General features: G+C 63.4%; 25 protein-coding genes and 1 tRNA gene. 11 read left to right on the top strand and 15 right to left on the bottom strand.

Features of this window, described 5'->3' with window-relative positions:
• Positions 1 to 64: 64 nt before the first annotated feature.
• From NDI86_RS02355 to NDI86_RS02340, 4 genes are read right to left on the bottom strand one after another with little or no spacing between them, the layout of a single operon-like run.
• Positions 65 to 1,240 (bottom strand): hypothetical protein, encoded by a 1,176-nt coding sequence (locus NDI86_RS02355; RefSeq protein WP_310898785.1) that lies wholly within the window; start codon positions 1,238 to 1,240, stop codon positions 65 to 67.
• Between the two features lie 33 nt (positions 1,241 to 1,273).
• Positions 1,274 to 1,819 (bottom strand): DUF8054 family protein, encoded by a 546-nt coding sequence (locus NDI86_RS02350; RefSeq protein ID WP_310898784.1) that lies wholly within the window; start codon positions 1,817 to 1,819, stop codon positions 1,274 to 1,276.
• A complete protein-coding gene (locus tag NDI86_RS02345; RefSeq protein WP_310898783.1) occupies positions 1,816 to 2,580 on the bottom strand; it encodes a nucleotide-binding protein in 765 nt (254 codons plus the stop codon). Before NDI86_RS02345 ends, NDI86_RS02350 begins: the two co-directional genes overlap by 4 nt.
• A 58-nt stretch (positions 2,581 to 2,638) precedes the next feature.
• Entirely contained in the window at positions 2,639 to 4,114 is a 1,476-nt protein-coding gene (locus tag NDI86_RS02340) for a cobyric acid synthase (protein ID WP_310898782.1), read from the bottom strand.
• Positions 4,115 to 4,190: 76 nt separating this feature from the next.
• Here NDI86_RS02340 and NDI86_RS02335 point away from each other — a divergent pair, with 76 nt between their 5' ends.
• Both NDI86_RS02335 and NDI86_RS02330 read left to right on the top strand, forming a co-directional pair.
• Positions 4,191 to 4,460: a DUF8152 family protein gene (locus NDI86_RS02335; RefSeq protein WP_310898781.1), complete on the top strand. Its 270-nt coding sequence runs from the start codon at positions 4,191 to 4,193 to the stop codon at positions 4,458 to 4,460.
• 116 nt (positions 4,461 to 4,576) lie between these two features.
• The gene (locus NDI86_RS02330; RefSeq protein ID WP_310898780.1) at positions 4,577 to 5,227 is read left to right on the top strand and encodes a SatD family protein; all 651 of its coding nucleotides are present in this window, start codon (positions 4,577 to 4,579) and stop codon (positions 5,225 to 5,227) included.
• A 5-nt stretch (positions 5,228 to 5,232) separates the two neighbouring features.
• Here the strand turns inward: NDI86_RS02330 and NDI86_RS02325 are convergent, their stop codons facing one another.
• From NDI86_RS02325 to NDI86_RS02295, 7 genes are all read right to left on the bottom strand, one after another.
• Complete coding sequence (locus NDI86_RS02325) at positions 5,233 to 5,883, bottom strand: cob(I)yrinic acid a,c-diamide adenosyltransferase (protein WP_310898779.1); 651 nt, start codon at positions 5,881 to 5,883, stop codon at positions 5,233 to 5,235.
• 9 nt (positions 5,884 to 5,892) lie between these two features.
• Positions 5,893 to 6,594 carry an adenosylcobinamide amidohydrolase gene (locus NDI86_RS02320; RefSeq protein WP_310898778.1) on the bottom strand — a complete coding sequence of 234 codons (702 nt, stop codon included), beginning with the start codon at positions 6,592 to 6,594 and terminating at the stop codon, positions 5,893 to 5,895.
• Positions 6,587 to 7,633 carry a threonine-phosphate decarboxylase CobD gene (cobD, locus tag NDI86_RS02315; RefSeq protein WP_310898777.1) on the bottom strand — a complete coding sequence of 349 codons (1,047 nt, stop codon included), beginning with the start codon at positions 7,631 to 7,633 and terminating at the stop codon, positions 6,587 to 6,589. The genes NDI86_RS02320 and cobD overlap by 8 nt, the downstream gene beginning before the upstream one ends.
• Before the next feature lie 95 nt (positions 7,634 to 7,728).
• Positions 7,729 to 8,268, bottom strand: coding sequence for an NTP transferase domain-containing protein (locus tag NDI86_RS02310; protein WP_310898776.1), 540 nt, complete (start codon positions 8,266 to 8,268; stop codon positions 7,729 to 7,731).
• A complete protein-coding gene (gene cobS / locus NDI86_RS02305; RefSeq protein ID WP_310898775.1) occupies positions 8,268 to 9,032 on the bottom strand; it encodes an adenosylcobinamide-GDP ribazoletransferase in 765 nt (254 codons plus the stop codon). The genes NDI86_RS02310 and cobS overlap by 1 nt, the downstream gene beginning before the upstream one ends.
• On the bottom strand, positions 9,023 to 9,964 hold the full coding sequence (locus tag NDI86_RS02300; RefSeq protein ID WP_310898774.1) for a CobD/CbiB family cobalamin biosynthesis protein: 942 nt from the start codon (positions 9,962 to 9,964) through the stop codon (positions 9,023 to 9,025). The genes cobS and NDI86_RS02300 overlap by 10 nt, the downstream gene beginning before the upstream one ends.
• Entirely contained in the window at positions 9,961 to 10,578 is a 618-nt protein-coding gene (locus tag NDI86_RS02295) for an HAD family hydrolase (RefSeq protein ID WP_310899640.1), read from the bottom strand. Before NDI86_RS02295 ends, NDI86_RS02300 begins: the two co-directional genes overlap by 4 nt.
• 1,326 nt (positions 10,579 to 11,904) lie before the next feature.
• Between NDI86_RS02295 and NDI86_RS02290 the strand changes: the two genes are divergently transcribed.
• The 3 genes from NDI86_RS02290 (at position 11,905) to NDI86_RS02280 (ending at position 15,421) form a co-directional block, all read left to right on the top strand.
• On the top strand, positions 11,905 to 12,921 hold the full coding sequence (locus NDI86_RS02290) for a tyrosine-type recombinase/integrase (RefSeq protein WP_310898773.1): 1,017 nt from the start codon (positions 11,905 to 11,907) through the stop codon (positions 12,919 to 12,921).
• 218 nt (positions 12,922 to 13,139) lie between these two features.
• The gene (locus NDI86_RS02285; RefSeq protein WP_310898772.1) at positions 13,140 to 13,985 is read left to right on the top strand and encodes a hypothetical protein; all 846 of its coding nucleotides are present in this window, start codon (positions 13,140 to 13,142) and stop codon (positions 13,983 to 13,985) included.
• Between the two features lie 62 nt (positions 13,986 to 14,047).
• Positions 14,048 to 15,421 (top strand): Eco57I restriction-modification methylase domain-containing protein, encoded by a 1,374-nt coding sequence (locus NDI86_RS02280; protein WP_310898771.1) that lies wholly within the window; start codon positions 14,048 to 14,050, stop codon positions 15,419 to 15,421.
• Between the two features lie 122 nt (positions 15,422 to 15,543).
• Here the strand turns inward: NDI86_RS02280 and NDI86_RS02275 are convergent, their stop codons facing one another.
• The 3 genes from NDI86_RS02275 to NDI86_RS02265 all read right to left on the bottom strand — a co-directional run bounded on the left by NDI86_RS02275 (position 15,544) and on the right by NDI86_RS02265 (position 17,835).
• Positions 15,544 to 16,062, bottom strand: coding sequence for an HNH endonuclease family protein (locus tag NDI86_RS02275; RefSeq protein ID WP_310898770.1), 519 nt, complete (start codon positions 16,060 to 16,062; stop codon positions 15,544 to 15,546).
• Positions 16,059 to 17,489, bottom strand: a complete 1,431-nt coding sequence (locus NDI86_RS02270) for a hypothetical protein (protein ID WP_310898769.1) — start codon at positions 17,487 to 17,489, stop codon at positions 16,059 to 16,061. The genes NDI86_RS02275 and NDI86_RS02270 overlap by 4 nt, the downstream gene beginning before the upstream one ends.
• Before the next feature lie 88 nt (positions 17,490 to 17,577).
• Complete coding sequence (locus NDI86_RS02265) at positions 17,578 to 17,835, bottom strand: hypothetical protein (protein ID WP_310898768.1); 258 nt, start codon at positions 17,833 to 17,835, stop codon at positions 17,578 to 17,580.
• A gap of 554 nt (positions 17,836 to 18,389) precedes the next feature.
• Here NDI86_RS02265 and NDI86_RS02260 point away from each other — a divergent pair.
• From NDI86_RS02260 to NDI86_RS02250, 3 genes are all read left to right on the top strand, one after another.
• Positions 18,390 to 18,815: a hypothetical protein gene (locus tag NDI86_RS02260; protein WP_310898767.1), complete on the top strand. Its 426-nt coding sequence runs from the start codon at positions 18,390 to 18,392 to the stop codon at positions 18,813 to 18,815.
• Positions 18,808 to 19,005, top strand: a complete 198-nt coding sequence (locus NDI86_RS02255; protein WP_310898766.1) for a hypothetical protein — start codon at positions 18,808 to 18,810, stop codon at positions 19,003 to 19,005. Before NDI86_RS02260 ends, NDI86_RS02255 begins: the two co-directional genes overlap by 8 nt.
• A gap of 151 nt (positions 19,006 to 19,156) precedes the next feature.
• Entirely contained in the window at positions 19,157 to 19,798 is a 642-nt protein-coding gene (locus NDI86_RS02250; RefSeq protein ID WP_310898765.1) for a hypothetical protein, read from the top strand.
• A 405-nt stretch (positions 19,799 to 20,203) separates the two neighbouring features.
• Here the strand turns inward: NDI86_RS02250 and NDI86_RS02245 are convergent.
• Positions 20,204 to 20,277 (bottom strand) — tRNA-Tyr (locus NDI86_RS02245).
• A 123-nt stretch (positions 20,278 to 20,400) separates the two neighbouring features.
• Here NDI86_RS02245 and NDI86_RS02240 point away from each other — a divergent pair.
• From NDI86_RS02240 to NDI86_RS02230, 3 genes are all read left to right on the top strand, one after another.
• Positions 20,401 to 20,616, top strand: coding sequence for a hypothetical protein (locus tag NDI86_RS02240; protein WP_310898764.1), 216 nt, complete (start codon positions 20,401 to 20,403; stop codon positions 20,614 to 20,616).
• A 152-nt stretch (positions 20,617 to 20,768) separates the two neighbouring features.
• A complete protein-coding gene (locus NDI86_RS02235; protein WP_310899639.1) occupies positions 20,769 to 21,389 on the top strand; it encodes a double zinc ribbon domain-containing protein in 621 nt (206 codons plus the stop codon).
• A gap of 214 nt (positions 21,390 to 21,603) precedes the next feature.
• A complete protein-coding gene (locus NDI86_RS02230; protein ID WP_310898763.1) occupies positions 21,604 to 21,783 on the top strand; it encodes a ribbon-helix-helix domain-containing protein in 180 nt (59 codons plus the stop codon).
• The last annotated feature ends 2 nt before the right edge of the window (positions 21,784 to 21,785 follow it).

Here is a 21,785-nt window from a genome sequence, read left to right as displayed (position 1 = left end):
CGGGACGCCATTACTGTAGGTGTTTACCTCATGATATAACAGCCCTGTGTTTGCGGACGCACGTTCACAGGAAGCCAAAGAGCGGGGCGAACAGCCCCCAGACCCACACAGCGACACCAGCGACGGTGAACAGCGAGCGGCGGTCCCCACCGCCCGCCGCCAGCGCTCCGAGCGCGGCCGTCACGAGCAGTCGGTGCTGGAGTATCCGGTCCGGCGGGACGAGCCCGAGCATGGCGAACTCCAGGGTGAACCCGAGCGCGAGTCCAGCAGCGGCCGCCGGGGCCGCCAGCCACCGGGGCAGGTCGGCGGCGTACCAGGCGACGGCGACGGGGAGGCCGACGGCGAGACACGGGTACAGGACGACCACGAACAGCTTCGGCGTGACGAGCGGGACGGCGTCCTCTAACCCGATGCCGACGGCGCGAACCCCGAGGGGAATCCCGGCCGCCAGCCCGAACACGACCAGCGCCTGGTCGCGGGTGGTGGGCTTCGAGAGCGCCTCGTCGATACTGTCCCACGCTCGCCGGCTCGTGATTCCGACGACCAGCGGTGCCAGCGCGCTCACGACGACGATGCCGCGGTCGAGCCCCCTGGCGTTTCGCTGGTGTCGCCGCTCGACTGCTCGCACGTCGCTGTTCTGGAACTCGGACTCCAGCATGTCCGCCGTCCCCCGGACGTCGGTGACGGTGTGGCGAAGCCGGAACCAGTCCCAGTACTCCGAGTGGGCCTGCAGCGCGGTCCACGAGGACTCCTCGGCGGGGGCGAAGGCCCGGACGTGGTGGCGCGAGCCCAGATACGTCCCGACGTGGAGCTGATACCGCTGTTCGAGCCACGCCCCCTCGCCCGAGTCGTTCTCGACGTAGGTGTACCGAATCGACCCGTGGGCGTGTCGCCAGCCCGACACCGAGTTGCTCTCGGCCAGCTGTATCTGTGCGCCGAGGGGCTGTCTGGTCGGTTTCGTCCGCTCCCACCCGTCGTCGACGTTCTCGCCGAGCAGCTCACGGGCGCGCTCCGGGTCCTCGGTGACGATGGCGTTGATGACCAGCGTCCGGTCCTCGAAGCGCTCCGAGCGGCTGGTGTAGGGCCACAGCCTGTCCCCGGCGTCGCCGACCTCGATGATGGTCCCCGGCTCGTCGACCTGCGGACTGCGGTCCGGCGCGTGGCCCGCGACGGGGACCGACAGCGCCGGGACCACCGCGAGCGCGAGCACCGCGAGCGCGACGGCGAGATAACGCCCCATTGGTGTGGCAGCTACTACAGAGCACAGCGTTAACTACGTGTCGTTCAGTCCCCACTCGGCTGCGCGCTGCTTCGCTTCTTCGCGAGCCTGTTCCCGGATGGCCGCTATCTTCTCCTCGTCTTCGAGGAACGCCTCGACGGCGCTGTGGTCGCCCGCGCCGTCGGCCCCCGCGGCGGTCGTCCGGTCCGTGGGCGCAGCACGGCGGGTGCTGTCGGCCAGCGCGGGGTCGCCGGCCAGCCGTTCGGCGGGCATCCCCGGCGGCACCCGGAGGGCGTCGACCTCGTGGACGGGGCCGAGGTCGGCCGCGTCGAGTTCGAATACCGAGACGTGATAGGGGCCGGGAACGGCGAGGTCCGCGAGCGCCGGCGGGCCGCCCCTGTCGGTGCCGGTGTGGTAAGCGACCACCGGCACACCGTCGGCGAACGTGACGACGCCGCGGCCGTCGGCGTCGAGCAACAGCGAGTCCTGTGGCTCGAACACCGCGTAGCCGGTCACCGACCGGTCGAGCACCTCCGCGAGCGGCTCGCGCGGGTCCGTGACGACGCGGGACTTCCGCAGTCGACCCTGGGGCAGCCTCATGGCGGCTCCGGGATGACCGCGCTGCGGAACCTATCGGCCACGTCCCCGGAGGTCCCGTCCCGGACCGACAGCGAGTCCGCCGCCCGGCGGTAGGCCGCCGCGGCCTCGCAGTCGGGCGCGTGGGCCAGCAGCGGCCGGCCCGCCCGGCGAGCCTCGCGTGCGGGTTCACTCTCCGGAACCGCTCCGAGTGTCGGCCCCTCGAAGTAGCGCTCGGTCTTCTCGGCGACCCGCTCGATGCCGTCTTCCCGGACCTTGTTGAAGAGGATGCCCGCGATATCGGTGTCGTAGGAAGTGGCGTACTCCTGGACTTTCAGCCCGTCCGAGATAGCGGGGATGGTCGGCTGGAGCACCACGACGGCCCGGTCGGCCATCACGACCGGGAGCACCGCGGCCCGACTGTCGAGCGCCGGCGGCGAGTCCAGCAGGATGATGTCGGTGTCGGCCGCGAGGCGAGCGACCACCTCGCGCAGGCGCGTCGGGTCCGCGTCCCGGAAGCCATCGAGGCTCGTGCCACACGGGACGACCGTCATCCCGAACCGCTCGTAGGTCGCCGCCTCGACGGCCGCCGACTCCGCGAGCACGTCGTGCAGCGTCGTCTCCGCGTCCGATAGCCCGGCGTGAAAGAGGAGATTCGCCATCCCGGTGTCGGCGTCGACGACGGTCACGTCGTAGCGCTCGGACAGCGCCATCCCCAGGGCGACCGTGCTGGTGGTCTTCCCCGTCCCACCCTTCCCGCTGGCGACAGCGAACACTTCGACCATTACCGGTAGTGGTCGGCCGACAGCATATAAACTTCCGGGTAGAGACGGCGAAAATAAGCTACCACGCGACCGGCAACGGCCCGGGGTCGACGTGGTCGCGCACCAGCGTCGCGGTCCGGTCGTAGGGGTCCAGTCGACCCTCGCCCGCTGTCGCTGGCCGTTCGACGCCGGCCGCCGCGAACGTGTTTTCCACGAAGGCATCTACCGCCGCCCGATTGGTAAAGAGGTCGTGGAGATAGGTGCCGAGCACGTCGGCGGTCGCCGCTCCGTCACCCTCGAACGGCGCACGCACGTTCGCGCTCGGTTCGGACTCGCCCGTGTGTATCTCGTATCCAGAAACGGTACCAGCGGCGCCCTCCAGCGGCCCGACGCCGTCGATGCGTCGCTCGACGTGTTCGACCGTCTTCTCGGTCGAGAACCGCGTCCGGACGGGAAGCAAGCCAAAGCCCGCGATGCGGTTTCGCTCTCCCGTGCCTTCGAGAGACGCGTTCGTAATCGCCTCGCCGAGCATCTGGTAGCCGCCACAGAGCCCGACGACGGGGCCGTCGAACGCGCGAAGTCGGTCGCCAAAGCCCGCCTCCCGAAGGGCCAGCAGGTCGTCGACGGTGTTCTTGCTTCCCGGGAGCACCACGGCGTCGGCGTCGGCGAGTGAGGCCGTCGGTGGGACGTAGGCGACCCGGACGCCGTGTTCGCTCGCCAGGGGCTGGAGGTCGGTGAAGTTCGAGATGCGCGGGAGCCGCGGGACCGCCACAGTGACGCTGCGCTCGTCGGGCACGCCGTCGTCCGCTCCCCGGACGGCCCGCTCGCCGACCGGCGGCAGCGCGACGCTGTCCTCCTCGGGGAGGCCGGGGTCGTCGTACGGGAGAACGCCCAGCACCGGGACGCCCGTGCGCTCCTCGAAGGCGTCCAGCCCCGGGGAAAGCAGCGACCGGTCTCCGCGGAACTTCGTGACGACGGCGCCGACGACTCGCTCGCGGATATCGTCCGGGACGAGTTCGAGGGTTCCGACGAGCGACGCGAAGACGCCGCCGCGTTCGATGTCGGCCACGAGCAGGATATCGGCGTCGGCAAAGCGGGCCGTCTCGACGTTCGCGAGGTCCCGGTGGTGGAGGTTTATCTCGGCGATGGAGCCCGCGCCCTCGGCGACGACGGCCTCGTGGTCGGCGGCGAGGCGGTCATAGGCTGCTTCGGCCGCGGCCAGCGCGTCGTCCCAGTGGTCGTCGTAGTAGCTCCCGGCGGCGTAGTTCCCGACGGCCTCGCCGTCGAGGACCAACTGTGACTCGCCGCCGCCCCGGGGCTTCAGCAAGACGGGGTTGTGGTCCGTCGAGGGCGGGACGCGAGCGCCGCGGGCCTGGACGTACTGCGAGACACCGATTTCACCGCCCGGCGTCGCCCGCGCGTTGTTGCTCATGTTCTGGGCCTTGAACGGGGCGACGGAGACACCGCGGTCGGCCAGCAGCCGACAGAGCCCGGCCGCTACCGTGCTCTTGCCGACGTGAGACGCGGTCCCGGCGACCAGTATCGTCGCTGCCATCTACCCGGGTGTGAGAGCGCCGTTGACATGAGTGGTTCGACGGCGGCTTTTTGCCGTCGCGCCGTCTGGCCAGGATATGGACGACGACCGCCTGCAGGACCTCTACGACCACCTGGCCGCGACCGGCGAGCGCCCGGTCGAACGCACCGCGAGCCGGTGGCTCGGCGAGGCCGAGGCCATCGCCGGTGACGTCGCCGACGGGAGCATGGCGCCCGAGGTGCAACGCGAGCGCCTCGAGAAAGTCGACCACCTGCTCGGGAACGTCGAGGCGACGGGCGACGAGGTCGCCGACGACCACGTCGAGGAAGCGCGAGCGATAGTCGAGGCGCTGCTCGACGAGGCGTGAGGGTCGACAGACGACGGCGACGCGAGCGGGCCATCGACCGGCTGCGTTCGAGCGATATGCTAAATCTATACGGATTTAGCCAGCAGCTATAAATCGTTTTGAGTTTACTTTAGAGCATGGACGGACGCTGGTGCGTCGTCGTCGGTGAGGTGGTGAACCCCCGGTCGGTCGACGACAGAGCGGCGTTGCGAGCGTCGCTCGAGACTGGCATCGAGCGAGCGAACGAGGCGCTTCGCGAGCAGACCGTCGCACCCTTTTCCGTACTACGAGGGGTCGAGGCGGTCGGCGGCGTCCTCACCAGTCCCGAGCGGATGTACCCGGCGCTCAGAGAAATTGCCGAGGCGGTCCACCCGGTCGCGGTCCGATTCGCGGTCGTCCACGGGGAGATAGACGTCGGGCTGGCGACCCAGTCGGTCTCCCGGATGGACGGCCCCGCGTTCCACGAGGCCGACAGGCTCTTAGGGGAGGTCGCCACCGACGAGCGCGCGGTGGCGGTCTCGGACCCCGACGTCGAGCCGTGGATTCTGACCTTGCTCGCGGACCAGATACGGCTGCTGTTGACGATGAAACGTGCGTGGACGGCCCATCAGGCCGAACTGGTACGGGCCTACCGGCGCGAAGGGAGCATGCAGGCCATAGCCGACGAACGCGACGTGTCGGTTCAGACGGTCTCCCAGACGCTCGGCCGGGCGAACGCGGCCCAGATTATGGCCGTCGAATCGAACCTCGACGCCGCGCTGTCGGCGGTGTGGGGGTTCTCGGTGTGAGTCGGTCAGTACTCGGTCCCCTTCCGCGCCGGATGGCCCGCGTCGAGCGGGTGTTTGACCTTGCCGACCTCCGTCACGAGGTCGGCGTGGTCGAAGACGTACTCGGGGGGTTCGTGACCGCCGGTGAGGACGAGTTCGAGGTCGTCGGGTTTCGCCGCTATCAGGTCGACCACGTCCTCGGGGTCGATGAGGTCCCGGTTCGCGGCGTACAGTATCTCGTCGATGACCAGCATGTTGACGCCGTCCTCGGGCGGTCCGTCGGCGGGAAGCGGCGCCGAGAGGTCCGCCGCGGCGCTCGCGTCGAGAATCTCGTGGGCTCGTTCTAGCGCCCCCTTCGCGCGGGCCGCGTGTTCGTCGTCGCTACTCCCGTCCATGAACCCGTGCCAGCCGTAGTGGCCGGCGTTCTCGTAGGAGAAGCCCGGCAGAGCCGCGATGGCGTTGTACTCGCCGCGGACGTCCTCGACCGTGCCTGTCCCGCCTTTCATGAACTGGAGCAGGTGGACCCGGTAGCCGTGGCCGACCGCGCGGGTCGCCATCCCCAGCGCCGCCGTCGTCTTCCCCTTGCCGTCGCCCCACCAGACCTGTACGAGGCCGAACGCCTCGGGGGCGCTGGGCTCGATTGGCTCGGCCGTCGGCCCGGCCGTGTTGTCGCTCATACTCCTGCTTCAGGGCTGGCGAACATCCGTCTGGCGGTCGGTGACGACGCCGTATTCGGCGGCGGCCGGAGCCGGTGGCCCGTCGTCGTAGCGGGCGTCGAGACTCGCCAGCACGGCGTCGCGCACACAGACCCGCGTGGCCGCCCCCACCTCGGTCGCGCTGCCCGCGAACGCGGCCGGGTCGGCGGTCGGGTCGGTGCCGACGAGGACGGCGTCGGAGGTGGTTCCCGGGGCGTCGGCGACAGCGAGCAGGGTCGCCGCCTTCGCTTCGACGACGGTCCCGAGCAGCGTCGCGAGCGCGCCGTCGGAGAGGGCCCGGTCGACGCCGACCACGAGGTTGACCGTCCCGGCTCGCCACGGGCGGCTGTCGTCGCTGTCGCGCCGGTCACCGCGCTCCTCGTCGCCGTCGACCGGGAGCACGGCGGGGTTCGAGAGCCCCGCCGTCGCCAGCACCGACACCGGCCCGCTCGTGGCGACGCGGGCGTGGCTCATTGCGACGCCGGTCAGCAGCGTCGGCCCGACCGGGAAGCCGGCGTCGGCGAGTCGTCGCTCGCGGTAGGCGTCCAGATCCGTCCGCGAGAAGCCGGTCGGGACGGTGACGTTGTAGGCCGTCTCGGACTCGCAGTAGCCGCCGTCCCACGCCGTCGAGAGCCAGCGCGCCCCCTCGCGGCGAACCTGAGCGACGCCGTCCCGGCGGGTCGTCTCAAACATCCAGCGCCTCCAGCAGCCGGTCGTTCTCGGCGGGCAGGCGGACGGCCACGCGGACGTGGCTGTCGAGCCCGCGGAAGGTGCGGGCGTCCCGCAGCGCGAGACCCGACTCGCGGGCGGTCGCCAGCAGGTCGTCGACCCCGGCGTCGCCGGTGTCGAAGCAGAGAAACGGGGCCTCGGACGGGAACACGTCGAAGCGTGTCGCGAGTCGTTCACGCATCCGTTCGCGCTCGCTGTCGACGCGGGCTCGGGTCTCGGCGACGAACTCGTCGGCCCCGTAGCAGTGCGTGCCCACGGCGGCCGCGGCCGCGCTCATCGACCAGGCGCGCCGGGCAGTCAGCAGTCGGTCGAGTGTCGCCCCGGTCCCGACGGCAAAGCCCATCCGGACCCCCGGCAGGCCGAACAGCTTCGTGAGCGAGCGCGCGACCACGACCCCCTCGCGGCCCGCAAGCGAGGGCTGGTCGGTAAAACCCAGAAAGGCCTCGTCGACGAGCAGCGTCGTGCCGACCTCGCGACAGCGGTCGGCGAACGCCCGCAGCGCGTCGGCGTCGTAGCACTCCCCGGTGGGATTGTTCGGATTGCAGACCACAGCGAGGGCGTGACCGGCAGGGTCGGCGTCGAGAACAGCGTCGTGGTCGACGAACGTCGGTTCGGCCCCCTGGAGGCGAACCTCCCTGGCGTACTCGCCGAAACTCGGCGCGGGAAGCAGGACCGACTCACCCGTCCGAACCGTCGTCCCGATGGCCAGCCGGATGGCTTCGAGCCCGCCGGCGGTCGGGACGACCTGGCCCGGCTCACAGCCGACGAACTCGGCCGCGGCCGCCCGAAAGTCGGGGTAGCCGTCGTCGGGGTAGGTGCGTGCGGCGTCGAAGGAACCCTCGAACGCCTCCCGCGTTCCCGGCGGCACCAGCGGGTTCGTGTTCGCGCTGAAGTCCAGCACGTCGGGGTCGTCGCTGCTCCCGTGGGGGACGCGTCCGTCGGCCCCGATGTGGGCGCTGTGCTCGCCGGCAGCGCGCAGCGCCGCGACGGTGTCGGGGTTCATGGGAACGACGACGGTGAGCAGTGGGGAGAAACTTTCGCGACGTGTCTCGCTGGCAAACGAACACGAAGGGCCACCAGTCCTGAACGCGACTGCGCTTACGACAGCTCCTCGGCCACCCGGGCGTCGGCGAGCGTGTTCACGTTGACCGCGACCCGGACGTCGTCGGTCAGCCACGCGTCGTCGCCGGACTCCCCGACGACGTTCAGGCCGGTGGGGGCGACCTCGCGGCCGTCGCGCTCGAACGTGGTGTCGTCGCTGACACCCAGTTCGCGCTTGCGGGCGGCGGGGACCAACACCGACAGCGAGCCGCCGTCGTGAGCGTCGAAGACGCGGTCGAGTATCGCGCCGTCGAGCAGCGGGAGGTCGGCGGCGACGGTGAGCACCGGCAGCGACAGTCGCTCGTCGGCCAGCGCCGCCTCGAGGTCCGCGACGTACCCCTCGCCGGGCGTTTCGATACAGGGGGCGTCGAGGTGAGCCCGCGTCTCGGGGGCCGCGGGCGACGTGACCGCGTAGGCCGTCTCGACGCGACTGTCGTCGAGCGCGCCCAGCACGCGGTCGACCATCGGGACGCCGCCGACGCGAAACAGGGGCTTCTCGACTGCGGTGTCGAGACGGGTGCCGCGGCCACCACACATCACCAGAGCGTCCACGCCGGCCCTCCCAGATGCCAGGCGGCGACCGCGGCGTGCAGCGCGACGACGCGGGCGAGTTCGTTTGTCGCGCCGAAAACGTCGCCGCCGACGCCGCCGACCGTCCGGGTCGCCCACCGCCGAACCAGCAGCGCGACGGCGAGAGCAGCCAGCAGCGCGACGGCCGTGACCGGGACGGCGACGAGCGCTATCGGGAGGGCGGCGGCGAGTGCGACCACGAGGTCGACCGGGCCGTTCCCGTCGAGCATCGTCGCGCCGAAGCCCTCGTGGCTCGGGTCGCCCAGACAGGCCAGCGCCGCCATCGCGGTTTTCGCGCCGACCTCGCTCGCGACGACGGCGGCGACGGCGACGAGAGCCGGCAGCGTCGTCGCCGCCAGTAGTCCAAGCGCGAGCGCGACGAGGACGGTCCCGAGTGCCAGCACCGCGCCGACGCCCACGGTGGTGTCGCGCATCACCTCGCGGCGCTCGGCCGGCGCGCCGTGGACCGCCGCGGCGTCGCCCAGGTCGGCCAACCCGTCGGCGTGGTTGACGCCCGTGACCGCGACGAGGGAGACGAGCGCCGCCGCGGCGACCACCGGCCCCGGCAGGGCGGCGGCCAGAAACGGCAGCGCCACCAGCCCGCCGACGACGTAGCCCGCGAGCGGGAACGCCGCCGGCGTCGCGGTGAACGCCGTCCAGGCGTCCTCGCCGCCCCCGACGGGGAGCCGGGAGAGAAAGCCGAGAGCGCCCCGCAGCGCGCTCAGAACCACGCGGACACCTCCCCGAGAGCGACCAGCGCGAGGCCGGCGACGGCGTAGCTCGTGACACCCGCGACGCCGACGGCCCGGACGCCGCGCCGCGCCGCTGTCTCGTCCGGCAGCGCGGCTCCGGGGTTGAGGACGTAGACGCCGGGTTTCTCCAGGCGCACGTCCAGCCCGGCGGCGGCGACACCCATCGGCCAGCCGGAGTTGGGCGACGGGACGCCGTCGAGCCACTCCCGCGTCCGAGCGAGCGAGCGCGGGTCGGCGAGCGCCACCGCGAGGACGAGCGCGCTCAGGCGGGCCGGGAGCCACATCACCGCGTCGTCGAGCCGGGCGGCGGGGGTGCCGACCCGCTTGTCCGGGTAGCCAAGCATCGAGTCGAGCGTGTTGACGCCCTTGACCCACGCCGCTCCCGCGGCCGCGACCGGGAGCGGCGGCGCTCCGGCGAGGGCGGCGACCGCGGCGGCGAGGACGAACGCCGACAGCGGCGCGAGTAGTCCGTCGGCCAGGTTCTCGGCGGCGCTCTCGACGGCCGCGCTGCGGAGCTGCCCCGACGAGAGCGCGCTCGCGTCGCGCCCGGCGAGCGCGAGCAGTCCGTCGCGGGCCGCGTCGATATCGCTCCCGGCGTTTGCGGCGACGGAGTCGGCCGCAGCGAGCAGTCGGCGGAGACTGGTCGAGAGAAACAGGACCAGCCCGGCGACGGCTGGGGCGGCCAGCGGCGACAGCGAGCCCGCGGCGACGACGGCGAGCGCGACCGCGACTGCGGCCCAGAGGGGGAGCGCGAGCGCGCCGAGCGCGCCCACGAGGAGCGGACGTCGCCACTCGCGGTCCAGCGGCGCGACCAGTCGGCCGAACCAGGCGACGGGGTGGTACCGGGTGGGCGGTTCGCCGACGAGTGTTTCGAGGGCGCCCGCGACGAGAACCGGGACGACCGGAATCACAGCCGGTCCTCCCGAAGCCGCGTCGCGACGGTCGGGAGCGACGCGTCCGCGAGCAGCACCGACCGCGCGCCGGCCCGGTCCGCACCGCCGTCGGTGCGGGCGTCGTCGCCGACGTGAACCAGCGCCGACAGGGGCAAGTCGAGCGCGTCGGCGGTCTTCTCGAAGATTTGGGGATGGGGCTTGCGCCAGCCACAGTCGACACTCGTGACGACGGCGTCGGCGGCGAGGTCGGTCCGGTCGAGCGTCCGCTCGACGAGCCCCGGGACGCTGCAGTTCGAGCAGATACCGACCGGGCCGCGGTCGGCCACCGCAGCGAGCGCGTCGCGAGCGCCCTCGCGCTGCGATACCGGCCCGTCGAAGGCCGCGAGGACGGCTTCGCGAGCGGTCGCCGCCGTCACCTCGACGCCGCGGCTGGCCAGCGCGAGTCGGACGTGTTCCGGGAGCGGCGCCTCCCGGCCGCGGTCGTACTCCCGGTGGGCGGACCGATAGGCGGACTCCCAGTCGTTCGGGACGCCGACACCGCGCTCGGCGAGGCTCTCGGCCACGGCGTTCCAGGGCTCGGCCGGTCGGTCGGCCGCGACGAGGGTCCCGAACAGGTCGAACGACACTGCCACGTCCGTGTAGTTACTGCAATCGCACTTGAACGGTCCGGTCACGGCCACCGCGTCACACGCCCGTCAGCCAAATATACAATTTCTTATAGTAATTGCGTGCAGTTATATTAGAAATCTTATATAGCTCCCGGCGTTTACAGTCAAGTTTCAAATATATACCGATAGACTGCACCGGGGTGAAAGCGGACAGCTATCTGACCAATCATCTCTTCGAGACCTCACTAGACACGGTAACCGACTTATTCGTGTACCGATATTTCCGGCAGAACGTCGGCCGCCACACCACGTCGACAGCGTGGCGGCCGCTGTGTCCATCGTGGCCACGGAGAAAAATCGGCGAAGGCCCGATAGCGAAACGGACTGCCAGTGTGGACGCCGACGGCTACTCGACCCACTTGGCGCGGCGGACGTCGTACCCGCCACAGCCCGGACAGGAGTGGTACTGGAGGTCGAACGACTCCTCACATGCTAGACATATGTACGGGCGTCCCGTTGGCTCCCCGAGGTGGGAAACGCTGCGTGCTTTGTCAAAGACTCCCATCGACGACCACAACCAGTAATCGACCTATACTACCAAAAAGAGGGCTGATAGTTCATGTCATTTTACGCGGCGCCGTCCTGCGGTTTCTCTGTGGGGACTCGAAGCCGCTCGGGTGGCTGACCCCGCAAAGCGTTCGAACAGTCGAGCCACCGTTCTGCACACAGTAGACGGTCGGCGCCCGGTGATACGTCAGACATGTGTGATATATTCGAGAGGCGGTCACCCGCGTTCGACACACCACGGGTACCCGCGTGGCCGGGACACTCGTCTCGCGTAGCATCCTGTTACTGCCGGTACGATGTTCATACTGGGCGTTCCGGTGTACAGACCGCGGCCTCACCGCCCCGCTCGGTCCGACAGACACGGGCCACGGCTACAGCTGTCTCCGACCGTTGCTCGCGTATCGGCCGGCAGGACCCACGTGACGTGGCTCAGACGCGATGTCGAGACACTCGCTGTCGGCCACAGGTGTCTCCCGGGGCCGACTGACCGCCCTACCCGCGACCCGCGTCGGCGTGAGCGGCCCTCGCTCGACGACCGTCGAGAACGCCGCAGGACGTGTTCGCCCTCCCCGATTTGAACAGATGAGAGACGTTCCTGCTCGCTTCGCTCGCGGGCGTGCGACTCTCGTGTTCAAATCGTTTCGCGGGAAACTCGACAGACGCCGCTGGCTCACTACGTTCACAGTCGGCGTCAGAACGAGTCCGCCCTCCCCGATTTGAACGGGGGACAAGTCTCTGAAATAAAGGGACAATCCTCACGCTTTCTGGTGGTTCGAGGCAATCATGACGAAGGAACTCGAACCCCTCACGCCCTCGGAAGCCAAGGAGATGTTCTTGGCCGACCGGCGTGGACAAGTCTCAGAACGAACAGTACAGGCAGACGATTATCGGCTCCGGCATCTCATTCGCTGGGCCGAGGATAACGGACTCGACAATCTGAACGAACTCGATGGTCGGACTCTCCACAAGTTCCGGCTCTGGCGTAAGGAGGATGGGGACCTGAACAAGGTCAGTCTCCGGACGCAACTGAAATCGCTCCGAGTCTTCATCAAATGGTGCGAATCCATCGATGCAGTCGAGGAGGGGCTTCACGAGAAGATTCTCCTCCCGACGCCATCGAAGGAAGAGGAGCGCCGAGAGGAGACGCTTCGCTCCGGACAGGCCGAGAACGTGCTGGAATATCTCCGCCGATTTGAGTATGCCTCTCGCTCCCATACGCTGGTCGAACTTCTCTGGCATACTGGACTCCGAATCGGAGCGGTCTATTCGCTGGATATCGAGGATTTCGATTCCGAGGAGCAACGGCTCAGTCTCACCCATCGACCAGATACCGAGACTCCCCTCAAGAACAAATCTGAGGGGGAGCGGATGGTCGCTCTGAGCCAGTACCTCTGCGAAGTTCTCGAAGACTGGATTGACCACAATCGCCCGGAGGTCACCGATGAGAACGACCGAGAACCTCTCTTCGCTTCGGAGCAAGGCCGATTGACGATATCGACCATGCGCGAGCGAGTCTATACAGTCACTCGCCCCTGCTACTACGGAGACCATTGCCCGCATGACCGACGAGAACGGGACTGCGAGGCGACGAAGTACGGATATCGTAGCAAGTGCCCTTCGAGCGTCAGCCCCCACTCAATCCGGAGAGGGGCCATCACTCACTTCCTGACCGAGGACGTTCCCGAGAAGGTCGTCTCTGACCGAATGGATGTGGGGCAGGACGTTCTCGATAAGCACTACGACCGGAGAACTGAGGAGGTGAAAGTCGAGCAGAGACGCGGCTATCTCGACGGAATCTAACGCCTGAATCCTCCCTTTCTGATTGAGCATCGAACTCTGACCTTCTACCGAGGATGGATTTGCTCAGAGACGAGCGAGAAGCGGCCTCTCATCAATCCCCCTCAGGTTAGCAACAGGAAATATCACAGATAGATTCCCCACGCTCATAGTGGCGCTGAGAAGCCAAGAGAGAAGCCGAGTCCGGTAGAGATACAGTCCTTCAGTATGCAGTCAGTCGCATGGAATTTCCGAAGGCTTCTGAGGGTATTCTACCGGGAGTCTATGACTTGCTGGATGACCATATTGAACGGGTCGAGGAGGTACTTCGAAACCAGTTTGAAATCGAAGAGCGTGGAGATGCCGAGGTAATACTCTGGGGAGAGGCGTCTGAGCAGGACTTTCTGGAAGCAATGCACGAGGATGCATTAGTCATGGTACCCTTCTTTCAGAAAATCACCGGCCTTCCAACTAGGGAATTTGAGCGGGTATACGGAATTGATGGAGTTGACCGAATCAAAGGCTGGTCCCGGAAGGACCTCCGAAAGAGTGAACGTGGGCAGGAATTAGCAGATGCAGTTGACGACCTCCTACCTGCTGAGATGTATCTTGAGACTGCTCTATACTCATTCTATATGCTATGGGAGAATGACCAGCGCAGACATGAGCGGAGCGACTACGAAATCACGGTCAGAGAGTATCTTGAAGACCAAGGTATCTCCGTGAAGAAAGATGAGAGTATTCCGGGGCAACCTGACTTGGTAATCCCGAAATCATCGCCCTATAAGGTCATCGGAGAGGTCCGCGCACTCCATAGGAATGATTTCAGAAAGAGGAACAAGAACTTCGACAGCGAAGCGACTAAGGCAAAAGCAAACTGGCCTAATGCGAAGTTTGTCGTAGTGGCGAAGTTCCCTCAAAATCAGGTAGACAATAGCCGGGAAGAACTGCGAGGAGAAGTAGAGGCGATAAACTCGCAGATTGATGCAGTATTCTTCCCTGACGAGATGGATGATTTCATCGAACAACTGGAGGATTGGGACGTTAACCGAAGTGAGCCGACAGAACAAGCTGAATTATCTGAGTGACGGGCTCTCGTACTCGAGTGGTATATAGTTTTAAATATCATCGGTTGCTCATTCCTGAGTAGATGAAAGGGCACGTCCCGACCCCGCGAGAAATCACCGAGCGGATGGTTGAGGAACTGTTTGATGAGCATCCACCCGAAGAAGATGACCGAATTCTCTATCCGGGTGTCGGAGATGGCCCGTTTGTTTCGGCAGTAAAACGGTACTGCCTCAAACGTGACCTTCCCACTCCCGAAGGTACTGCTATCGAACTCGACCCTGAACTTCTTGCCAAAGCCCGTGAACAAAATGGAGATACGCCCGTCGATTTTCTTGAAGAGGATTTCCTCAATATATCCGAAGAGGACATTGGCCAATTTGACTACGTGATTGGTAATCCTCCATATGTACCCATCGAAGGACTGAGTGAGGAAGAGAAGGAGAGGTACAAAAATAATTTCAGAACCGCTGAGCAGAGATTCGACCTCTACATCCTGTTTTTCGAGCAGGCACTCAACCTACTAGCTGACCAGGGCCGACTGGTATTCATTACGCCCGAAAAATTCGAGTATACGCATACGACCAGCGAATTACGCCGCCTGATGGCATCTTACCATGTTGAGCGAATCGAACATGTGCGTGAAGATACCTTCGACGGTCATGTGACGTATCCGACTATAACCACGATACATGACCGAGATGCAGATGAAACTCGAATTATCCGACGCGATGGTACTGAGGATACCGTAGAATTGCCACGGGATGGGGCAAGTTGGGCATCCTATATCCGGTCAGGAGAGACAGACGCCTACGACTATGATAGCGGGGTCACTCTCGGGGACGTGACCAAGCGTATCTCTTGTGGGCTGGCTACTGGTCGGGATACTATCTTCGTTCAGAGCGAGGAGGAGGTACCAGAACAACTCGTAGAGGAGGGTTGGACCTATCCAACGACCTCGGGAAAACAACTCACGGTCAATGATGGACCAGATAGTAATGACCTCATCATTTGCCCCTATGACGAAAATGGTAATCTCACCACCGAGGATGAACTCGGAGTCTATGGTGACTGGGCTGAACTTCACCGAGATGAACTGGAATCCCGAAGTTGCGTCAAGAAAGGGAAAGTGTGGTACAGTTGGCACGAGAACCCACCGATGGACGACCTCTATGGAGTAGAGAAAATATTGTGCAAAGACGTATGTGACCCACCGGAATTTTGGGCCGACCGCGAAGGCGATATTGTCCCACGACATAGTGTCTATTACATTATTCCCGACGATGGAGTGGACCTCGAAGACCTCCTCGATTATCTGAATAGTCCGAAAGCAAGAGCGTGGATTGAAGAGAATGCACAGAAGGCCGCGAATGACTACTACCGGATGCAATCGAAGGTGCTTAGGAAGCTCCCTGTACCCGAGGAATTCGGGAAAACAAAGCAAACCAAGCTCATCTGATTCAGATATCCCTATTCGCTCCTCCTCGCCACTCAGAGGCGATTCGTCTTTGCTGGCAACGGGAATCATCGAATTTGTATAAGCGCCGTAGAGGATGGCGCTGAGAAGCAGGAGATAATCGGTTATGATTCGTCTCGGGGATTAAGCAATACAGGGAAGCCATCCTCTTCGGTCCATTCGTCGGTCATGTGAGCCGTGGTATGTTCTCCCCGGTCCATCACCTCGATATTCTCCGGTCGATTATCCCGCCGATGACCACTCCGATGATGGGCCACGGTTCCTTCCCTGAAAACCTCGTGAGGGTCAACCCCGTTAGCGATTGCGAGGAGTTGGTGGACGCTCACATCATTCCCAGTCTTAGAATCTCGCCAAATCTCATAGCCGTTCGAGATAGTGTATGGAACCCACGCGACTCTCCTCGCTTCTCGGGCGGCCTCAAGACAGCCCGCGGCGTGGGCCGCCTCAAGTCGATTCCTACGAGAGATATCGTGCTTGTCCATCCAGCGGAGGACAGCCCCATCTGAGCATCCTAATTCATCTCCAATATCCTTCGTTGAGAGTCCTTCCTCCCAGTACATTCGTCGGAGCGTTTCCTCATCTCGCCATGGTGCATCCGAATCTTGGTCGTTGGTCGTACTCATGATTGTATCACCTCACTCTCTGGAACTCCGGGACCCCACAGGTCATCTGGCTCATATATCGATTCTCGCCGCCCATCGCCATCCTCAGGGAGTTGTGGCCCCCACTCCGCGTGATATCCCTCCTCATCAAATTCGATTTTAAGCGCGTCATTCAGACTTCTATGGCGATGGCTCTCCTTGCCGGATTGCCGGACATGACTCCGGAGGGCATCAGGGGAGCCGATGACCGTTCGGGAGCATCCCTCGATGGGGCAGGTGAAAGTTTCCGGAGAGTCAGTCGTTTCGTCACTACCTTCGCGGGCTTTCCGGATTCGTTCGAGGTCTTGCTTCGCTTCGGGGGCGTCCATGCTCACACCGCCATCAGTCATTATCTTCGGCTCAGGCTCCTCCTCAGTCGGTTCAGGCTCAGTTTCGGGGACGTAGCTCTCGCCCTCGAACCAGACTTTCTCGGCTTCCGGAGGGTCATCGAGCGAAGCAGGGTAAATTCGATAATCTTCGCCCACCTTGATTTGCGCGAGCTTGACCATCCCCGCATCTCGGAGATTCTTGAGGGTCTTCTTGTATGTCTCCTCACCCCGAGAATCGATTTCCAATAGAACCTCTTCGACTACTTTTCGAGGGATGTAGCGATGAACCCCGGAATCGCTCTCCCTCTCGGAGTCCCCCACCGGGGTAATCTTATGTTGTGAAGGAGAAGTCCCATTATAGAGACTAGTGATTACTTCAGAGGATTCAGGGATATCTACCTCATAGAGTTGAGAGGCGTACTCTGGTTCCCATAGACCACATCCGATATCGATGATAGCCAGAGCAAGGTCATGGCAGATATCGGATGGTTCGTTCGTCCAGTTTTTCCAGTCGTCCGAATCGAAGTCGGAATTGTTCCGACGAACCCATCGAAGCCAGTCACCCATCTCGAACTCTTCGATGGCGTCTCTGAGTCGGTCCTGACGATATCTCTCCGGGGATGTGGAGAACTTCCGAGCTTCCTCATCGTTTTCGCAGTGATGATAGTAGTAGCTGTATGCGAGTTTAGCGGCCTCCTCGTCGGACTCTCCGGCGTATTTCATCGCCCCGAAGAGCATCCAAATCGCTTCGGAATCGATTTTGAACTCCTGAACCTCTCCGTCCTCGTCCTCTAATTTGTCGAGACTCCCGACTTCTCCATCCAGCACCGATTCGAGGTCGTTCTGCGCCAGAGCTTCACAGTTCGACTCGAAGTCTCGGAGATTCGCTTCGGTTTTTGCAATGACGTCTTCGGGAAAACTCGTTTCCTTCCCGTTGACCTCTCGTCGAACTGGCTCCTCCGCAAGATAGCGGATGAGACATCCACTAAGAACGTCCTCGGGGCTTCTCTCGGCGGAACTATTTTCTTCGTTCGAGTCAGATTTTCTCATGGAATTCGACCTCACTCGGATTCCGGTCATGTCGAAGGTCCTCCCCTTCGGCGTCGCCTTCGTTACCCAACGTTCGGGGGTCCTCGCCCCCGGATTCAATCTCTCTCATCGTTCTGACCTACTTAGCGAGGAAGTCGTCTAACGCCTCATCGACCAGCTCCTCGCACTCTTCCTCGAATTCGTCCCGGACTGATTCTGAGATTAGTTCGTTAAGCCGCTCTTCCTGTCCATCCGTGAACGCCTTATCTGAATCGAGGGAATTGACGGCTCGTTTCAGGAAGCGGGACCAAGTTTCTCCCTCGGGCTTGACTTCCTTGATTTCTCGATGCGTGTCTTTCTGTATGGGAACTGTCGTGACCTCTTCTTTGCTCGCCATGTATCCCTATACCGATTCAAGGGAAATATCAATTCTGTGTCGAAAAATCCGACACCGAGCTTACTTCCCCGGAGCCATCCCTCTCATATCCCGAGTTTCCTCTCGGAGGTAGTTCTCGCTAATCTCCGCCGCAGAGAGTGAATCTGAGGACTTGGGCAACGGAAAGGGCCATCTCTTCGACAAATCCATTTGAGCGCGTCTCTCGCTCCTCTCAGAGCATGGACTGTTTATCTCGCCCCGGAGTCGAAATTTCGGATATGCCCTGCGAGATATGGCCCTGTCCATCCTGTGAGAAGGTTTTCCTCGAAGAGGACTCCCTCCGGACTCATTCGACTCAGGTTCATGGTCAGCGGTTGTATCGAGGGGACGCCGACTCCGAGGAAATATCGTCCGATGATGGGCAGGCTCCATCTCCGAGGATGCAGAAGTACAGTCTCAGTGGGCAGGCTTCTTCGGATTGAAATAATCTCTATTCGAGGTTAGACGCCTTCTCACGCCCGATTGTGGCCATCTCCGGCGGAATCTTGTTTAAGTCGATTGCCATAATCCCGGATATGAGCAAAGCAATGCCCAGTGGTGCGATGAAGCAGGCCGCTCGTGAGGAGGTCAAGAAGGTACTACAGGAGCGATTCAACGAGGAGGTCGTCGCGGAACTCTTCGACTCTGACAAATCTCGGACGAACGACAGCCGAGGGTCGGGGCCAAATACCGTGACTGAAGAAGTCGAAATCCCGGTGTCTGGTTTCACCGAAAGCGATTCCCCTCACACCTCGACGGTCGAGCGAGAACGAGTCGAACCAGGTAGAGACCCACGGCTCAACGATGACATGAGCGCGGCTGAAATCTCTCGGGCGGCTCGCGAGGGTATGACCGTGGAGGAGGAACTCGAGATTCAGGGAGGTCGTCGGACGAACAGCAAAGACGCCAATCCCGAGGAAGTTCCCGTCGGTGGCTGGGACCACGGGGGCAACGATGAGTGAATCTCAGGAAGTGACGCCTGAGGACGCAGATACAGTCGTGAAGATGGAGAAGTCCGTCACCAATCCCGCGGTCTCGACCGAGGAAGTCGCCGAAGAACTCGGAGTCAGTACCGAAGAGGCGTTCGAGCTACTGGATGAGTCCCCACGCCCCTCAGGGAAGCCAGTCGGAGATACCCATATCTGGTGGTAGAGGAATCCCCCATGTTTCTGATGGAGAATAGTCGGGACGATTTGATTCGTAGATTCCCCGTAGCCATCCCCCTCCCGAAAGGTAGGGAAGGGATGCTCAACGCTCTAACGCCCTCCCTCACCCCTCACGTCTTACATCAACTCCATAGACCATGACCATCGAGCAAGAAGAGCAGTACCTCGGCAACGAGCCTGACGAGGTTCCGAGAATCGAGCCAGACGAGCAATGCAACGGGAAGAAAGTCGAACGCGACGACGAGAGTGAGGAGACAATCTTCGCTGGATACTGCAACGCCACCGCCGGGAAGGGAACGGACCATCTCGGTGAAGGGCGTTGTAAGTACCATGGAGGGGCTTCGACTGGAGCGCCCAACGGGAACCAGAACGCTCAGACTCACGCCCTGAACGCCGACCCCCATCACTACTTCCAGTCACTCCCGCGAGAGCAAAAGGAGTATGTCCGGGATGTCTCCGCTTCAATTCAGGACTGGATTCGAGCGCGTTCGGGAGACGTCGATTATCTGGATAGAGTGATGGCCCGGCGAATCGCCATCGAACTCCACATCGTCAGCAAGGCCAGCGACTACGTCGAGAACGTCTCCGGCCTGACCGAGACTATCTTCACCGAACACGGGAGCCACAAGAAGGAAGCCGCCCTCCTCGATGAGATTCGCAAACGCGACAAGACGATATTTAGGATGCTCAAGGAAGTCGGCGTTCTGGATGACCCGGAGAGTCAGAAAGCGGATGCGCTCGAATCGTGGAGAGCCTTCGTCGAGGATGGGAATTCCTGAGATTCACTGAGCGCGGCGAGAAAGCGATTCAATAGCGAGCAATCGTCTTCTGCTCGATAGTTCTCGAATCGCCTGAGAGGAGCGAAGGGGAGCGAGATGGAGAACTGGATAATGACTCCCATCTCGGAGAGGGAGTGAGCCATCAAACCCTGCGGGGGTCTCTCGTACCTGAGCCGTCGTCGCTGAATTCCCATATTCCGAGTTTCAGACGAACCCCGATTTTGGAACCACGACACGACTCTTCTACTACGCTAAGGTCTAAGCGCGTTCCCCTCTTCGGCCACGATGAACCACCAGATGGCTACGACCGGACTTGATGACCAAGTGAACCCCGAGGCGCTTTCGGAGCAGTATAGCGCCGAATCGGGGCGCTATCCTGTGAATCTGGAAAGCAGGGTTAGGAAGTCCGCCCTCCCCGATTTGAACGGGGGACAAGTCGATCTACAGTCGACTGCTCTACCAGTCTGAGCTAAGGGCGGTCTGCACCCGAAAATAGCCCGCGGTCTGGACTTAAGGATTGTTATTCGTGGAGGGTGCGGGGCCACCTGACATATGTGGAATCGCACACAATATGTAAATCACAGGTAATCGTAGGGAGTGGTGTGCTCGGAGACTGTGACTACTGTGGTGACCCGCTCACCAACGAACTTCAGTCGGTGACCTGTGACCACTGTGGGGAGGGGTTCCACGTGGAGTGTGCCCGCGACGCGGGCGAGTTCTCGGTCACAGTCGAATCGAAATTGCTCGGGTCGGACAACTACCGCATCGTGTGCCCGTTCTGTGAACTCTCCTGGACCACCAGCTACGACCCCCGCTGAGTAAGCAGCCAGTGAAATTCGATGGACACCCGACTGCACCGTAGTCGTGGGGTCGGTGTGTCCTCGTTTCAATCGCTGCGATAGCGGCTGACGGCCGTCAGACACAGCGGGAAGATTGAAATACCCGGGAGACAACCTGTATGACGAGTCGGATGAGCAAGATAACGTTCCGCGCCGACGACGACCTCGTCGACCGCCTCGAGGAGTTCGACGCCTCGAAGAGCCAGGTCATGCGCGAGGCGCTGCGTGCGTATCTCGACGGCGAGACGGAGACGGCGTCGGACGCGGACGAACCGGTCACCGACACGGAGAGCATCGACGCGCTCATCGCCGACCGGGTCGACGCGCTCATCGCCGACCGGCTGGGGCCCCAGACGCCGACCCGCCAGCCCCGGGACGTAAATGTAAACATCACGCTCGACGCCGACAGCGGGTCTGTAACCGAGGAACAGGCCGACGACACACGTGCGTCAGACACGGCGTCGGCGGGTGAGGCGACGGGTGTATCACACGACCACGAGGGGCGTAAGACAGCGCCCGAGGGCCGTGAAAACACGGACGCCGGGAGTCAGTCCGCGTGTGCCCAATGTGGCGAAAACCTGGCTTCCTCCCACGTTTACTGCCCGAACTGCGGGGAGAAAGCCTCCCGACGCGTGTTCTGTGACTGCGGTGACGAACTCCGGTCGGACTGGGGTTTCTGCCCCGGTTGCGGGCGACGGACCCCCGCAGCCGACGTCCTCGAACAATCCAGAAGTGGCGCAAACAGGGAGTAGGAGCGTCTTACCGGCGTAAACGCGCCTTTGTCATACACTCGGCGGAAGTTTTATTATCCCATAGTCTGTGGTACATCTTGCGTAAGACGGTCGTCTTACACAGTCGGGGTCGCGGTGGCGTACCAGCCGCCGTCGGTCGATTTCGCTGTGTATAACAGACAGGCGGGCCGTAAACACGGCCGGTTTGGATCGTCTTACCCAAAGGGAAAAAACCATGGAGCGTGTGACACTACGGATTCCGAAGCAGCAGATAGAAGAGGTCGAACAGATGGTCGAGACGGGGGAGTACCCCAACCGGAGTGAGGCTATCCGGTCGGCCGTCCGGGAGATGCTGTCCGAGCAGGAGGGCTCGGAACGTGCCTCCGAGAAGAAGCGGACCTGGGCGAGGGTGTGACG

Origin of the sequence: Haloarcula onubensis (assembly GCF_031624605.1) — an archaeon.
GTDB classification, from domain to species: domain Archaea; phylum Halobacteriota; class Halobacteria; order Halobacteriales; family Haloarculaceae; genus Haloarcula; species Haloarcula onubensis.
This window is presented reverse-complemented; position numbering and strand designations above follow the sequence as displayed.

What these genes read in the sequence shown, in the direction of transcription:
- NDI86_RS02265 (WP_310898768.1), bottom strand. Translation starts at nt 17,835, where the DNA reads ATGGCGAGCAAAGAAGAGGTCACGACAGTTCCCATACAGAAAGACACG.
- NDI86_RS02310 (WP_310898776.1), bottom strand. Translation starts at nt 8,268, where the DNA reads ATGTGTGGTGGCCGCGGCACCCGTCTCGACACCGCAGTCGAGAAGCCC.
- NDI86_RS02285 (WP_310898772.1), top strand. Translation starts at nt 13,140, where the DNA reads ATGGAATTTCCGAAGGCTTCTGAGGGTATTCTACCGGGAGTCTATGAC.
- NDI86_RS02235 (WP_310899639.1), top strand. Translation starts at nt 20,769, where the DNA reads ATGAGCAAGATAACGTTCCGCGCCGACGACGACCTCGTCGACCGCCTC.
- NDI86_RS02340 (WP_310898782.1), bottom strand. Translation starts at nt 4,114, where the DNA reads ATGGCAGCGACGATACTGGTCGCCGGGACCGCGTCTCACGTCGGCAAG.
- NDI86_RS02230 (WP_310898763.1), top strand. Translation starts at nt 21,604, where the DNA reads ATGGAGCGTGTGACACTACGGATTCCGAAGCAGCAGATAGAAGAGGTC.
- NDI86_RS02290 (WP_310898773.1), top strand. Translation starts at nt 11,905, where the DNA reads ATGACGAAGGAACTCGAACCCCTCACGCCCTCGGAAGCCAAGGAGATG.
- NDI86_RS02355 (WP_310898785.1), bottom strand. Translation starts at nt 1,240, where the DNA reads ATGGGGCGTTATCTCGCCGTCGCGCTCGCGGTGCTCGCGCTCGCGGTG.
- NDI86_RS02350 (WP_310898784.1), bottom strand. Translation starts at nt 1,819, where the DNA reads ATGAGGCTGCCCCAGGGTCGACTGCGGAAGTCCCGCGTCGTCACGGAC.
- NDI86_RS02320 (WP_310898778.1), bottom strand. Translation starts at nt 6,594, where the DNA reads ATGTTTGAGACGACCCGCCGGGACGGCGTCGCTCAGGTTCGCCGCGAG.
- NDI86_RS02325 (WP_310898779.1), bottom strand. Translation starts at nt 5,883, where the DNA reads ATGAGCGACAACACGGCCGGGCCGACGGCCGAGCCAATCGAGCCCAGC.
- NDI86_RS02270 (WP_310898769.1), bottom strand. Translation starts at nt 17,489, where the DNA reads ATGACCGGAATCCGAGTGAGGTCGAATTCCATGAGAAAATCTGACTCG.
- NDI86_RS02335 (WP_310898781.1), top strand. Translation starts at nt 4,191, where the DNA reads ATGGACGACGACCGCCTGCAGGACCTCTACGACCACCTGGCCGCGACC.
- NDI86_RS02250 (WP_310898765.1), top strand. Translation starts at nt 19,157, where the DNA reads ATGACCATCGAGCAAGAAGAGCAGTACCTCGGCAACGAGCCTGACGAG.
- NDI86_RS02280 (WP_310898771.1), top strand. Translation starts at nt 14,048, where the DNA reads ATGAAAGGGCACGTCCCGACCCCGCGAGAAATCACCGAGCGGATGGTT.
- NDI86_RS02330 (WP_310898780.1), top strand. Translation starts at nt 4,577, where the DNA reads ATGGACGGACGCTGGTGCGTCGTCGTCGGTGAGGTGGTGAACCCCCGG.
- NDI86_RS02345 (WP_310898783.1), bottom strand. Translation starts at nt 2,580, where the DNA reads ATGGTCGAAGTGTTCGCTGTCGCCAGCGGGAAGGGTGGGACGGGGAAG.
- NDI86_RS02255 (WP_310898766.1), top strand. Translation starts at nt 18,808, where the DNA reads ATGAGTGAATCTCAGGAAGTGACGCCTGAGGACGCAGATACAGTCGTG.
- NDI86_RS02275 (WP_310898770.1), bottom strand. Translation starts at nt 16,062, where the DNA reads ATGAGTACGACCAACGACCAAGATTCGGATGCACCATGGCGAGATGAG.
- cobD (WP_310898777.1), bottom strand. Translation starts at nt 7,633, where the DNA reads ATGAACCCCGACACCGTCGCGGCGCTGCGCGCTGCCGGCGAGCACAGC.
- NDI86_RS02260 (WP_310898767.1), top strand. Translation starts at nt 18,390, where the DNA reads ATGAGCAAAGCAATGCCCAGTGGTGCGATGAAGCAGGCCGCTCGTGAG.